The organism is Rhizobium sp. 32-5/1 (genome assembly GCF_029537235.1).
In the GTDB taxonomy this organism is placed as follows: Bacteria; Pseudomonadota; Alphaproteobacteria; order Rhizobiales; family Rhizobiaceae; genus Pararhizobium.
The window spans coordinates 854,989-868,971 of sequence record NZ_CP120639.1; the positions used below are offsets into that span (position 1 = coordinate 854,989).

At 56.9% G+C, this 13,983-nt stretch carries 12 protein-coding genes and 3 pseudogenes; 7 read left to right on the plus strand and 8 right to left on the minus strand.

What is annotated here, in order from left to right; genetic code table 11:
- Positions 1-37 precede the first annotated feature (37 nt).
- The 7 genes and pseudogenes from P6U16_RS25775 to P6U16_RS25800 all read right to left on the minus strand — a co-directional run bounded on the left by P6U16_RS25775 (position 38) and on the right by P6U16_RS25800 (position 5,092).
- Positions 38-991, minus strand: a complete 954-nt coding sequence (locus P6U16_RS25775; protein WP_277704245.1) for a D-2-hydroxyacid dehydrogenase — start codon at positions 989-991, stop codon at positions 38-40.
- Between the two features lie 63 nt (positions 992-1,054).
- Positions 1,055-1,585, minus strand: a complete 531-nt coding sequence (locus P6U16_RS28585; RefSeq protein WP_349017715.1) for an Ldh family oxidoreductase — start codon at positions 1,583-1,585, stop codon at positions 1,055-1,057.
- Complete coding sequence (locus P6U16_RS28590; RefSeq protein ID WP_349017716.1) at positions 1,522-2,097, minus strand: Ldh family oxidoreductase; 576 nt, start codon at positions 2,095-2,097, stop codon at positions 1,522-1,524. Before P6U16_RS28590 ends, P6U16_RS28585 begins: the two co-directional genes overlap by 64 nt.
- A gap of 30 nt (positions 2,098-2,127) precedes the next feature.
- Positions 2,128-2,849: pseudogene (locus P6U16_RS25785) on the minus strand (amino acid ABC transporter ATP-binding protein).
- A pseudogene (locus P6U16_RS25790) lies at positions 2,842-3,494 on the minus strand (amino acid ABC transporter permease). The pseudogenes P6U16_RS25785 and P6U16_RS25790 overlap by 8 nt, the downstream one beginning before the upstream one ends.
- A gap of 8 nt (positions 3,495-3,502) precedes the next feature.
- Positions 3,503-4,165, minus strand: coding sequence for an amino acid ABC transporter permease (locus P6U16_RS25795; protein WP_277704246.1), 663 nt, complete (start codon positions 4,163-4,165; stop codon positions 3,503-3,505).
- A 114-nt stretch (positions 4,166-4,279) separates the two neighbouring features.
- Positions 4,280-5,092 (minus strand): transporter substrate-binding domain-containing protein, encoded by an 813-nt coding sequence (locus P6U16_RS25800; protein WP_277704247.1) that lies wholly within the window; start codon positions 5,090-5,092, stop codon positions 4,280-4,282.
- 1,615 nt (positions 5,093-6,707) lie between these two features.
- Between P6U16_RS25800 and P6U16_RS25805 the strand changes: the two genes are divergently transcribed.
- The 7 genes and pseudogenes from P6U16_RS25805 to P6U16_RS25835 all read left to right on the plus strand — a co-directional run bounded on the left by P6U16_RS25805 (position 6,708) and on the right by P6U16_RS25835 (position 12,933).
- Positions 6,708-7,244, plus strand: a complete 537-nt coding sequence (locus P6U16_RS25805) for a hypothetical protein (protein ID WP_277704248.1) — start codon at positions 6,708-6,710, stop codon at positions 7,242-7,244.
- A gap of 26 nt (positions 7,245-7,270) precedes the next feature.
- On the plus strand, positions 7,271-8,239 hold the full coding sequence (locus tag P6U16_RS25810; RefSeq protein WP_277704249.1) for a hypothetical protein: 969 nt from the start codon (positions 7,271-7,273) through the stop codon (positions 8,237-8,239).
- A gap of 9 nt (positions 8,240-8,248) precedes the next feature.
- Entirely contained in the window at positions 8,249-9,442 is a 1,194-nt protein-coding gene (locus P6U16_RS25815) for an MBL fold metallo-hydrolase (RefSeq protein WP_277704250.1), read from the plus strand.
- 17 nt (positions 9,443-9,459) lie between these two features.
- Complete coding sequence (locus P6U16_RS25820; RefSeq protein ID WP_277704251.1) at positions 9,460-9,906, plus strand: hypothetical protein; 447 nt, start codon at positions 9,460-9,462, stop codon at positions 9,904-9,906.
- A gap of 185 nt (positions 9,907-10,091) precedes the next feature.
- Complete coding sequence (locus P6U16_RS25825; RefSeq protein WP_277704252.1) at positions 10,092-11,030, plus strand: patatin-like phospholipase family protein; 939 nt, start codon at positions 10,092-10,094, stop codon at positions 11,028-11,030.
- A 126-nt stretch (positions 11,031-11,156) separates the two neighbouring features.
- Positions 11,157-11,963, plus strand: a complete 807-nt coding sequence (locus tag P6U16_RS25830; RefSeq protein WP_277704253.1) for a hypothetical protein — start codon at positions 11,157-11,159, stop codon at positions 11,961-11,963.
- Positions 11,964-12,245: 282 nt separating this feature from the next.
- Positions 12,246-12,933: pseudogene (locus P6U16_RS25835) on the plus strand (IS6 family transposase).
- Positions 12,934-13,163: 230 nt separating this feature from the next.
- Here the strand turns inward: P6U16_RS25835 and P6U16_RS25840 are convergent.
- Positions 13,164-13,973, minus strand: a complete 810-nt coding sequence (locus P6U16_RS25840) for a hypothetical protein (RefSeq protein WP_277704254.1) — start codon at positions 13,971-13,973, stop codon at positions 13,164-13,166.
- Positions 13,974-13,983 lie beyond the last annotated feature (10 nt).

Consider the following 13,983-nt stretch of genomic DNA (forward strand, 5'->3'; position numbering starts at 1 on the left):
TTTCGCCCATCGGTTTGCTGAAAGTTGAGCACGTCTGTCAGAGCACATTTGTTGGTGCGCCTTTCTCGAAATTCTCAACATGAGTGATAAGTTGCGCCCAGAGCGACTTCATCGCTTCATCGCTTGCCCATGCAACGTGCGGTGTGACGACGACGTTCGGCCGGTCCAGCACGGTGAGAAGGGGATTGTCTGGAGAAGGTGGTTCCCTGGTCAACACGTCAAAACCGGCGCCCGCGATTAGGCCCTCGTCGAGCGCTGCTACAAGATCCGCTTCATTGACCAGGCCGCCGCGAGCCGTGTTGATGATAATCGGCCGCTTCTTCATCTTGCGGAACTCGTTCATACCAACCAAATCGCGCGTCGTTGGTGTCAAAGGCATGTGAAAACTTATGATATCGGAGGTCTGGAGCACTTCGTCGAAAGCCGTATAACGGCGATCAAGCTTTTCCGCATCCTTCCGGGCCGCGACGACAACTTTCATGCCAAAGGCCTCGGCGATGTTCTCCACCGATTTTCCGAGACTGCCGTACCCGAAGATGCCAAGGGTTGAACCCGCCAAGTCTCGAATTGGATGGTTGAAGAAGCAGAATTGGTTGGCGCGCTGCCATTCTCCAGCGATGACGTCCTGACGGAAGCCGATGATTGAACGACGCAGAGCGAATATCAGCGCGAAAGTGTGTTCGGCTACGGTGTTAACGGCGTAGTCCCGCACGTTACACACGATAACGCCACGCTGCTTTGCGAAGGAAAGATCGATCACGTCATAACCGGTGGCTGCGATAGCAATCATCTTGAGCTTCGATGAGCCGGCAATGTCGCGTTCGCGGATCGGCGCTTTATTGGTGATCACGATATCCGCATCCGCTATGCGTGCAGCGACGTCTTCCGGTGCTGTCTTTCCGTATTCGGTCCACTGATGTGGGAAACTCGGGCGAGACATCATGACCATCGGGCCAATTGTGTCGCGATCCAGGAATACGAGTCTCAGCATGTCCAAATCTCACATGGTTCAAATTTCGACGTACTGCAGACATGAAGTCGGATTTCCGCTCGTTCAGCCTTGGCCAAAAGTCTCAATGGTCGACCAATCCTCTGCGGAAAGCGGGATTTGGTCATTATCTGAACTGCGGGCGAGAAGGCGACGATCGCCGGGCATCCGTCCTTGGCCGGCATCAGCTAACGCCCGAACAAGGACGTCTGTTCGGGCTGCGAACGAGGGCAGGCCGTCGGCACCTGCAGCTGGATCAATGACGATGATGGTCTCACCAGTTCGAGCCGTACGTGCGCCCGGGTTTTTCGACCAATCGACCTCAAATGAGAAGTCCGCGCCCACAAGTGCGGCGCAAAGGAGTTCAACCATGAGTGCGATTGATGCTCCCTTGTGCCCGCCGAACGTATTGATCGCGCCACCATTGAGGATGGCGTGAGGACTGCTCGTAGGACGCCCGAGGCGATCTATTCCTGCTCCTTCGGGAAGAAGGTGCCCACGGCGGGCAGCCACTTGAACATCGCCGTGAGCCATCAGGGAGGAAGCCTGATCGAATACGATAGGTTCACCGCTAGCCCGCGGCGCCGCGAATGCCATGGGATTGGTTCCGTACACGGCCCGCTTGCCATCCGGGGGGCGACGACGCCGATAGAGTTCACAACCGCGAGCGCTATGAGGCCCTTCCGAGCAAAGTCCTCGATATCCAGATAGAGGGCACCAAGATGGTGGGAATTGCGAACGGCAAGAATAGCAATTCCGTTCTTACGAGCTTTATCGATCAACGCATCCGTGGCGGCGGATATTGCAATCTGAGCGAATCCATTATCCGCATCCACCCGCAGGAAACCGGGAGCAACATCCTCGATGGACGGCTCCGGGTTCCCATTCGCATAGCCACTCTTGATCGTCGATGCGTAGTCCTTCAAACGGAACACTCCGTGGCTCATGCTACCGTCACGCTGTGCCGCGGCACAGTTCTTGGCAAGAATGGTTGCCGATCGTTCAGAATAACCGTTGGCGAGCAATGCCCGCCTGATCAACTCGATAAGCTGTTTATAAGTGACCGGCTTGGACGCTTGACTATTTTGCACGCGATGATCGCTGATCAACGTTTCTACCCCTGCGATGCTCGTCCTCTGTTAGAGAACCGATTTTAGAAAAGCTTCCGTCTCCGGTTTGGTCGGCGCCCCGATCACCTGTTCGGGAGGGCCGATCTCATGGATCTTTCCGTCCTTAAAAAAGGCGACGCGATCCGAGACCTCCCTTGCAAATCGGATCTCATGTGTCACGACGATCATTGTCATGCCTTCCTGTGAAAGCATCCGCATGGTGTCGAGGACTTCGCCTACAAGCTGCGGGTCAAGAGCAGAGGTCACTTCATCGAACAACATGTACTGAGGAGACATGGCGAGCGCTCTAGCAATGGCCATGCGCTGCTGTTGACCGCCGGATAGTCTGCTGGGATAGACTTTGAGTTTTTCTGACAGACCGACATGCTTGAGCTGCTGCACTGCAATCTCTTCGGCCTCTGCGCGGGGCTTCTTCAGAACCTTGCGAAGTGCCAGGGTCACGTTTTCCAACACCGTCAAATGGGGGAACGCGTTCCATTGCTGGAATACGATGCCGATCTTTTGACGCAGCTTGTTCAGGTCGGTGGAGGGGAGTGAACTTCGACACCATCCACTTTAATGCTTCCCGCTTGGATTGGCTCCAAGCCATTGATGCACATCAACATGGTTGACTTTCCTGAACCGGACCCGCCAATAACGGAAACAACTTCGCCGTTATTGACGGTCATCGTAACGCCATCGATTACTTTCAGCGTTCCGAAGGATTTTTCAATCGCGTTGATCTCAATCATTGGGTGTCCATTTCTTTTCGAGCATCGTACCGAGACGGGCGACCGGAAAGCTCATGAGGAAGTAGATGAGACCCGCAATCGCAAGAACGAGCAAAGGCTCCTGTGTGCGGGTGACGATGGATTGCGAGGATCTCAGGAGCTCGGTGATTCCGATCCAGAGAACGAGTGAGGTGTCTTTCATGACGCCAAGCGTAAGTCCGATCCAATTAGGAAGTACGACCTTCACTGCGATTGGAAATACAATCTCTCGAAGGTCCTGGAGGTAAGTCAGTCCAAGAGAACGACCCGCACGCCGCGTAATCGAGGGCACGGACAATATCCCGGCGCGAACCAGCTCGGTGCAGTAAGCCGCTGTGTAGATTGCCAAGACGAGACAGGCGACTTTGAACGTGGAAAGACCGAGCCGCAGGAGCGAGTTCACGCTGTTGATAAGCACGAACTGAATGAGGAGCGGTATTGAGCGAAAGACATCCAAAAGACTCCCAGCGGCGCGCTGAAGTACCATCTCGCCTCCGAGCGGATGACACCGAAAGCAATACCAAGAATGGTGCCGATCAACATTGCCCAGAAGGTGATCGCGAGCGTCACTCCGGCGCCTTGAAGCATGAAGATGAGGTCATTGATTCCAATTGAAACTTGAAACATCGCTCACCTCAATACTGGAAGAGCCGGCGGGCGAGCACGCCAGCGCCGAGCGTTACAAACTTCGCGAGCGCGTAGTAAAGTATCGCCGCGAGCGCGAAGTATTCGAAAGTGCGGAAGGTGACGACGCTCATCTGCTGAGTGACCCCCATCAGGTCGTTGGTCAGGCCTACGACCACCCCTAAAGATGTCATCAGGATTGCCCATACCATCTGATTGGTGATCGGATAAAAGACGATGCGGAAAAGCTGCGGCAGAACGATGAAAATAAATACTTTCGGTGCGGACATGCCAAGTGATCGCGCCGCTCGCACCTGTGTTTCAGGAATCGCGCGGAGACCGCCACGAAACGCTTCCGCCAGGTAGCCGGCACAGTTGAATGTGATACCGACGACGAGTGACGGGTAGGAATCCAACCGCAGTCCTAGGGAGCCGAGGCCGAAATAGACCATGTAGACCTGGAAAAGCGCCGGGGTGTTGCGGGCGAGTTCGACCCAGACGGAATTAATTCCGCGAAGAAGCTTGCTATTGGATTTGCTGAAGAGGGCGAGCGCGATTGCTATCATCACTCCTAAGATCATCGACAGGACGGCTATTTCCAGCGTGACTACAGCTCCCCAGAGCAGTTGTGGCCAGGCTTTAAGAGCCGGCGCCCAATGAAACGTGTAATTCATTTAAAGAACCCTTTTCCAAGGCCATGCGGCTGTCGGATTGGAGCGACGCAGGTGGACGCTGTGCGTCGGCCGCGTCGCTCCCGCGACTACATTGGTTTCAGCGGTTCCAGGGCGTCAGCGGTAAACGCCCTTGATGGTCAGGTCCACGGGGTCGCCGCTACCGATCCACTTCTTGTAGAGTTCCGCGTACCGGCCGGTACGGACTTGCTGGTTGATAAACAGGTTCAGGTAGTTGATCAGACCGTATTCCTGGCGGAGCGTGGCCAGGGTGACGTAGTCAGGGACATAGGGCGTATCTCCCGCAATCACGAGATTGGGGTATTTGCCCGATTTGATCATTTCCTCTGCCATCGTGTTGATCAGAGGGGTCGCGTCGATCTGACCTTGGCTTACGGCGAGGACTGCATCTGCCTGTCCTTGAAAAGCACGGTAGGTCGAGCTCGAGTCGTTGAGCTTCTTGACATCGTTTTCCCATTGAATGCCTTCAAAGGTGCCCGCGACACCACCGGTCGCGTGGCCCTTAATGCCGGCGTAGTCGGTGATACCGGAATCTTTGCGGGTCAAGACGACCTGCTTGTAGACAAAGTAAGGGATCGAGAGGCCAACAGTCTTCGCCCTCTCCAGGGTGTCGGATGTCGATGCCACTGCCACGTCGGCACGGTCGGACATCAGGGCTGGAATGCGGTCAGGCAGCTGCGTCTCAACAATTTCAGCTTCTACGCCGAGGGCCTTGGCGAGGTCCTTGCAATAGTCGACATCGAAGCCGGCCGGTTCGTTCTTGTCGTCACGAAAACCATTCGGCGGAATATCAAGGGTGACAGCGCAGCGGATCTTGCCCGCCGAAATGATGTCATCGAGTTTGTCGGCGTGCGCGGGAAGCGCCACAGATGCCGCCAAAATTGCTGCAAGACCCACTACACTCTTCATGTTCATTCCCCTTGTTCAGCGACCATTTTTGGCCGCGTGTTGTTGCGATAGTAACCAAATTGGATAACATATCCAATTAAGAAGTTCCACAGTTGGTCATTTATGTCAAGTAGACGAAATATTTTGTCGAAAATGCTCTCTTCGTCGGTGGCTAGGCGTAGCTATCGCGTTTCGCGCATGAATATTGTATCCACCCGAGACTAGTCGGCAATCGGAAGAAGATTAAGGTCAACGTCCCATTTGATATGGTTATCGGCTTCGCGGAAGCACGAACCACAACAATTTCCTGATAAGCGCTATAACGAAATTGGAGGGCACATATCCCCTAGTGTGTGGCAAGTTCTGCCCACTGTAGCTTTGCCTTTGGGGCCGTCCTTGGGGAGCGCGCTGCCTTCCTGGAATTGTACAGCTGTTCCGATGGTGAGGACCATTGAGCCGCCTCGACCGCCGCGTAGTTCGGGCCCTAGAGCGAGCACTTGATTCCTGACGGTGGTCTAGCTTTGAGTTCCATAAATATGCTTACGCCTCAAAAGCTAACTTTCACAGCAGCTTAGGACGCCAGTAGGGTCGCCGGTTCGATTCGGTTCAAGGCGAATGAAAAAGCGCGCAGTTGCGGCAGCTTCGGGCCTTCAACTCACCGCTTCGCATCAGTTCCCCATGTCGTAAATCCGTTGGAACAAATGGGCGATGATTTGTTAATCGCCGTTGTGGTGGCGGACTCATTCTCCAGCTATTGGCCGCATGAATGTCGTGGGCCTTTGAGTAGGTGGCAATGCGGGACAGAGGCTTCTCGCGTCGTATCATCGAGAAGCACGGCGTTGATCAGGGTTTGTATAACAATCGACTGCAGACACTTCACAGATCGAAAGGCTCGCTTGCGTTAAGTGTCTACGTCAACTTTGCTGATTGAAAAGATGTAATAGTCTTTGACTCTACCTATGCGTTATATATTCTAAAATGCAATGCGGGCGCGGCGGAGGCAAGTTCGTCGGCCTCCACGGTCTGCTGGGGGGAGAATGCCGGATTACTCGACAATGCCGCCACGCAAGCTCCGGATTTTCGCGTTCGACCCAAACCTCAGTCGGCGGCATGAGATGCTCGCCATCAACGAAGCTATCGTGTCCATACCGTGGGAAATGGACAAGATCCCTCCACGCGACCAGTTCCTCGGACCCATCGGTGAATACTTGGAGGTCGTGGATTTCGACCCCACTCTTGAGCTTTTCTACGCTCCGATCGACCTCCATGACCCCAAGTTGCTCGCTGACAACGGACTTCGGCCCGCGGAATGGAACCCTCAGTTCCATCAGCAAATGGTCTACGCCGTCGCGATGAACACGATCGCGAATTTCGAGAGCGCTCTTGGCCGCGTGGCGCTCTGGGCGTCCCGTACGCACGACGAGAGCGGCAAGCGTCTCGAAGAAGATCAATACGTGCGTCGCCTGAGGATATATCCACATGCGCTTCGGGCGGCCAATGCCTACTATAGCCCTACGAAAAAAGCCCTGTTGTTCGGCTATTTCGAAGCGGACGAAGGTCAGGCGGGCGCCCCCCGGGGACGACGGTGTTCACATGCCTTTCGCACGACATCATCGCGCATGAGACTACGCACGCGTTGCTCGACAGCATCCATCCGCGGTTCAACGAGTCCACGAACCCGGACGTGCTGGCGTTTCATGAAGCGTTCGCCGACATCGTCGCGATCTTCCAACATTTCTCGTTCCCCGAGGTACTGTCCGACCAAATCGCCCGTACGCGAGGGGATCTTGAAAGCCAGAGCCTGCTCGGCCAGCTCGCCCAGGAACTCGGCCAGGCGCTGGGGCGTGGCGCGGCGTTGCGCGACGCGCTCGGTGGCATGAAGGACGGCAAATGGCAGGCCCATCAGCCAAACCCGAAGCTTCTTGAGGGTGCGAAGGGTCCTCATGCGCGAGGAGCGATCCTGGTGGCCGCCGTCTTCAGGGCCTTCCTGTCGATGTACAGGTCGCGCATAGTCGACTTGCTGCGCATAGCGTCGAACGGTTCCGGCATCCTGCCCGCGGGAGCGCTGCATCCCGATCTCGTGAATCGGCTCGCCGCAGAAGCTTCGAAGTCGGCAAAGCACATTCTCCAGATGTGCATTCGCGCGCTCGATTATTGCCCCCGGTCGATGTGACGTTCGGAGACTACCTTCGAGCGATCGTGACCGCCGATCACGATCTCTACCCCGAAGACGAGCACAATTACCGGGTCGCCGTCCTGGAGGCGTTCCTCGCCTGGGGTATCTATCCCAAGGACATGCCGATCGTGTCGGTCAAAACGCTGCTTTGGCCCACGATGCGGGAGGCTGCCGCGGATTTCGACCAACCAGGCGAACAGAGCAGTGCCTTCAGCGACGACTTCGGCTTCATGCTTTCGCGCCCGGCGGAAATGCTGGACGAGATCAACCAACGCGAGGACCTGCGTAGCGCGGGACGATATCTCTCCCGGCTGAAGGAAATCGGGGAACGCATAGCGGCCGAACGCCGGGGAGCGATGGACGGGAAGATCGCCAGGAAGAGCAAGAGGCAGGGGTTGGACGACGTCCTCGGTCGAAACCTCCTTGACCTTGGCTTGGAGGCGGACCGGAAGGTGGAATGGCTTGCCCGCAAGCTTTACAGCCAGCTCTTCTGGGGACTGCTCACTTCACCGAAGAGCGACATGTGGCGCAGAATAATCGGACTCAACACTGAGCCGAACGCGCCCAAGAGTGTCAATCGCTCCTACACCACCAGCGCTCCGGCAATCGAGGTCCACAGCGTGCGGATGGCGGCACGCAGGGGCGCGCGAGACCAGATCGAGCGCGAATATGTGGTGGAACTGACCCAGACCCGGCAAGGCTTTCTGGACCCCGCGGTTCAGAAGGCCGTCGACAGCGGCGAAAAGTCCGCCGAAACCGCTTCGGATTTCAAGTTCCGGCGTGGATGCACGCTCCTGATTGACGCAGAGACGTTCGAGATCCGCCGGGTGATCCGTACGAGAGGGGATGTTTGCGACGAGGTCGAACTCGAGCGCAAAAGGCGGTTTTTCACAAAACGGACAGGCGAACCTAGGAATGCGTTCGCCGGAAGCGGGGATTCCGCTTTCGCGTCGAACGAGACCTTTGCCCATCTTCACAGCCACGTCCATTAGGAAACTCCGATGTCGCCCACTGAAGACAACGCGAATTTAGCCGAAGGCCGGATGAAGGCGCCCAAATCCGGGGTGACGATCCGGATGTACCGTCAGGGGCACGGCGACTGTTTTCTCCTGTGCCTACCCAAAGCTGGCACGAGGAATCAGCCTTTCTACATGCTTATTGACTGCGGTCTCTGGTCGAAGTCGGAGATCAACAAGCCGATTCATGAGGTGATCGCCGACATCGAGAAAGCCACTGGAGGCTTCATCGACGTCGTCCTCGTCACGCATGAGCACATGGATCACGTGAATGGCTTCGCGAAGAAGGATCCAGTCACGGGCGTCCCTTGCTTCGCGAACATCAAAATCGGCCAGCTTTGGCTTGCATGGACCGAGGACCCGACCGACAAAATGGCCAACGAGCTTCGCGAGCGGTTCAATGACTCCGTGCTCGCCTTGGCCGGAACCGACGCGCGTCTCGGTCGCGGAGCCCATGCGATCGATTCTCCCAAGCGCCATCTCCTGCGCAACCTGCTTTCTTTCGAGGTCGGAGACGAGGACGCCGCGGGCGCCGCCGCGGCAAGTGATGAGCTCATCCGTAATCTCGCTCAAATCCGATGCGACAACCCAACACTCTCTTTTCGCGACCAGGCCGACCTCGCCGTCGCGGGAATCACGAACAAGAGGGCGATCAAGTCGCTCCGAGACAAGCTTAATGGCAGGGAGCCCACCTACCTGAACCCCGAAAAAGGACCATACAAATTCCAGGACGTTGCGGGCGTTCGAGTGTACGCACTCGGGCCTCCGCGCAATGCGGAACTACTGCTGTCCCTCAATCCAAAAGGTGAAGAGGAGTTTCATCTCAGACTCGACGGATCGACCAGGAGTTTCGCTGCCGCGTTGAGTTCCGACTCCGACCCCGCAGAGGCGAGATGTTTCCCAGCCCGCTTCGGCATCACCCGGGATCATCTCAACCCGGCGAATGACGGTCTTCTCAAGCAACGGCTCGTCCACGCTTACGGTCGGGACAATGACGACCACTACAAGACAGATCGCGTGCGGGAATTTTTTCGAGCACGTATGGTTCGGGAGACGCGGCAGGCGCGCCGGAATCCTGGCGACGCATCGACGAGGAATGGCTTCAGGGATCGGACGCGCTCGCGCTCAGACTTAACAACGAGGTCAACAACACGAGCGCCGTCGTCGCGATCGAACTGACAGGGACAGGAAAGGTCTTGCTGTTCTCGGGTGATGCTCAAAGAGGAAGCTGGATCTCTTGGTCCGATCTGAGTTGGGATGTGGATGGCAAGAAAATGACCTCACGCGATCTCCTTGGGCGGACGGTGTTCTATAAAGTTGGACACCATGGAAGTCATAATGCCACGCTCAACGGAGTCGCGGATGGTGATACCGCCAATCTCTCCTGGCTGGGCTTAGGCTCCTATGCGGAAGAATTCGTCGCGGTCATTCCAGCGCATGAAAATTGGGCCTTGGCCAAGCAGGGCTGGCATCATCCTCTGAAATCCATAGAGGAGGAATTGGTAAAGAAGGCGCGCGGGCGGGTCTTCCGTAGCGACACCGACAAAGTGAAGCGACCCCCTGACATAGGGCAAGCTGAGTGGGCAAAGTTCAAGCGTGTCGAAAGCCACCTCTATTTTGAATACACCGTCTCGGACGCATGAAACCTGGAGATAACAATGGCTGAACGGATGACAGCTGATAGAACGAAGCCGGCGTTGGCCCTCTCGGGGGGCGGGTTTCGGGCAACCTTGTATCATCTGGGTGCGATCACCCGGCTTAACCAGATGGGAATGCTCGCGGGGTTTGAGCGGATTTCGTCCGTGTCAGGGGGGCGATAACGGCGGGGATGCTTGCGGCGCGTTGGAGCAGGCTTAATTTCTCCGGTGGCGTCGCGCGGAACCTGGAAGAGGAAGTCGGTGAACCTCTCAGGCGGTTTTGTCGGAAGTCGGTGGACGTAGCGGCTACGGGCTGGGGCAGCATCCTGCCCGGGAAGTCCATCGGAGACGTGCTCGCCAACATATATGACGACGATCTATACGACGGCGTCACGCTCCAGGACCTGCCCGAAAAGCCGCAGTTCGTCTTCAATGCCACCAACCTGCAGACTGGGAGACTTGTCCGACTGCAAAAGGTGCGGCTTGCGGACTATTCGATCGGTGAGATACTGAATCCGCGGATAAAGCTGGCAGTGGCCGTCGCGGCATCGAGCGCTTTTCCGCCGGTGCTTTCTCCCGTCCAAGTCGACGTGGATTTCAACGCCTGGCAAGACCGCGAAGGAACCAGCCACTTCGGCAATCCGGATTACGGTCGTTCCTTGTCCCTCACCGACGGAGGGGCGTACGACAATCTCGGTCTGGAAACGGTCGATGACTTTGCGAACGTTGTCGTCTGCGACGCCGGGGCGCCGTTCTCTATGGAACCGGAGGCCGCGAGCCTATGGCCCAAGCAGGCCATGAGGGCGCTCGACATAGCAACCGACCAATCACGCGGGTTGAGGAAGCGGCTTCTCCATACGGAAATGAAGGTGTCGGGTCGAAAGTACGCCTATGCCGCTATCGATGGGAACCCCGCTGAGTTCGATGCGCCGAGAACTCTCCAAACCGAATCAGCCAAGACCCGCCCGCTCGCATCGATACGCACGCGGCTGAACCCGTTCAGCGACGAGGAGCAGGGCAAGTTGATCAATTGGGGTTGGTATATGACCGACATCGCGGTCAGAAGCCATCTGGCAAAGACCGCATCCGCGCCAACCGATTGGCCGGAACCCCGCTTCGCTCTCGACTAGCCAGTGCGCGTAGAGTCGTGTTCGAAACGAACCTGGTTCAGTTTCAATTGCTGGAATGAATTTTGACTTTCAGGGGGTAATCAATTTGGCCGGCATCGACCGACTGGAGAAGGGGAAAACATGATAATGCGTGCTTTGACGCTTGTCGCGGTCGCGTCGATCGCCAAGACCTCGCCGGTCCAGGCGGCTCCTGCTGAGAACGCTCAACTCGCGGACTTCAGCGGGACGTCGCAGCTTCTGGCCTTGCTGCTGGGCTTGTTTATTGTCGCCGTCATCCTCGAGCAGGCATTGACGGCCTTGTTCCAGTGGCGGGTGTTCCGTCGCTACTTCGACGGGAAGGCTCTCAAGTTCCCGGTGATGTTTCTAGTCGCGCTCGCAGTCGTGAATATATTCGGTTACGACGTATTCGAGTCCACGATGAAGCTGGCGACCGGCGCAACGACACCGATACCAACAGACCACAAATGGACATCTTACACGCTGTCAGCTCTGGTGCTCGCGGGAGGCAGCGCCGGAGTCTACAATCTTCTAGTGACACTCGGATTCCGACAAAAGCCTGCTGCCCTAAATGCCGTGCCGAGCATAGATATTACCGAAGCTTGGGTTTCAGTGAAAGTGAGTGGGCTGCCAGGCGTGGCGAAGATCTGGATCGAGGATGCAACCGCGGCGCAGCCAAAGGCCCTGCTCGACGTTATTTTCCTCAAAGGCCAAGTAAGCAAGGATAACCTTCGAACTTTCTGGGGTTCATTTACCGCCCAGGGCAGGCGGTTTCCGCGCTACGGCGGTTACCGGCTGAAGGCCAACAACGCTTACCGCTTATACTTGGAGACCGAAAACGTGGCGGACCCGAAACCTTTTTCGAAGGCGCCTTTGCGAACCGTTCTTGTATCGACCTTTACGTCGATACCGCGAACATACAACCTAAGTGAATGATCGAACGCCGCGGCAGATATCGGTCGCGGCCAATCCTATTTGAAGACTTCGACGATGGTTGCCCCGGTTGTAGCGACGAAAGGTGCCGTCAAATCTATTCTGAACTCGCCCAACAAGCCGTCTAAGAGGTTTGCATTACGTGTCTTCGGCATGCGGTACTTGAGCGAATTGTAAAGCATTGATCGTCGGCGCTTTCTTCGTAAGGTGAACTGGATGCGGTGGTGTTGTCACGTTAACCTGCATGCGATTGCCTACGTCTCGGGTTGGACTTAGGTTTCGGCGTTGCAGACACCAGATACCAGTTTCAAGCGTCACCGTTTTCCACCGCAGATTGTTGCTCACTCGCTCTGGCTTTATCTGCGGTTCAAATTGAGCCTGCGCGAAGTCTAAGAATTGCTGCTCGAGCGCGGTATCGACGTGTCATATGAGACGGTCCGCCGCTTGATCGCCAAGTTCGGACCCCAGATCGCACGCAACCTCAGGCGGCGGCAGACGCGCCTCGGCGTTATTTGGTATCTGGACGAAGTCGTCTTGAAATGCGCTGGAGAGAAATTTTGGCTCTGGCGCGCAGTCGATCAGTACAGCACAGTTCTCGAAGATATCTTGCAGAAGCGACGTGATAGAAGGGCGGCAAGGCGCGTGTTGTTGGCGCTGATGAAGCGCTATGGATAAGGGGATCATAACCGATAAACTCCGCTCCTACAGTGCGGCAAAGGCGGACGCGGCACCGAGCCTCGACCATTGGTCGCACAAGAGTCTCAATAACCGGGCGAACAGCCATCTGTGGTTCCGAAAACAGGACGAACCATGCAAGGCCACCGATCGCCGAGAGCGCTCCAACGGTTCGTCTCCATGCACTCAGCGGTCCGCAATTGTTTTCAGCTCCATCCCGCCGACGCGGCGCACAAACAATCGCTACCATCGGCTCGAAGCTTTCGATGCCTGGAATAATGCGGCCCGTATTGCCTGAAATCGCGACCAGCTAGTCTTTCTCAGCATGAGCAACTTAAAGTGACAACACCGATTATCCATCCCGCTACGTTCAGGCAGGCCGTCACGACCGGGAAGATGATCAGCGATCCGCTCCGGTTGCTCGTGTGTATGTGTGCGTCAGCTCAAGCATGTCTCCTTTTTGACAGCTTTGATTCAGAACTCTCGACAAAATAAAACCCCTGAATGCAGACAAGACTAAAACGCCGCTCAGATCTCGACGGTGGTGGCGGTCACGCCGTCGCCGTAGCAGGTCCGGTAGCCGAATACCCGTTTCAGGTCTTCGCCGTCCCATGGCGCGTTGGCGGCCGAGTGGTAATTAAAGACCAAGGTCTTGGCCTTTTCCGACGCGAGCACGATGCGCGCCATCGCTTCCGGATCCGGATGGCCGTGGCGAGAGCCGTCGGTTGATATCAGCCAGTAGGGTGATTGCAGCCTGTCGATCAACGGCGAAGTGTTGTTTCTCGCGCTGCCATGATGCGACACCTTGATTGCGTCGAAGCACACCCTCCCGTCACCAGCATAAAGGGCGATACCGGCGGCGAGGTCGTCCGGATGGGCATCGGCGGCAAACAGCATGCGCTTTGCACCCGCCTCCAGCACGAAGGCGATGCTAGCTCCGTTCGGCTTCGTCCGGTCAGCGATATCCTGTTCGAGGGCGAGCCGGCGGAGGTTTTCGAGGGTCGGGACCGGCTTTTCCCGCGCGGCAAGCACCGGCTCTCCGTAGAGATGGCGGACCTGATCGTCCCATTCCCGATAGAATGCTGCGAGTTTCGCCTTAGGCGGGCCGATTAGAACAAGCGCCAAGTCATCGGCGAGCGCGAAGCGCGGTAGGGGCTTTCCCGGCACCGTCATGACCGGGCCGTTTTCCAACCGCCTATTCCAGGCCGTCCCGCTCCGCGCGATCAACGCGCTGAACCGCAGCGCTTGGCCGACGCCGAGCGTACCGGCCCGGGTGAGGCCGTCATTGTTGGCGGCATCCTCGGGCGAGGCCTGCCTGACGAACAGGCCGGCGGCCATCTTGTGGTGG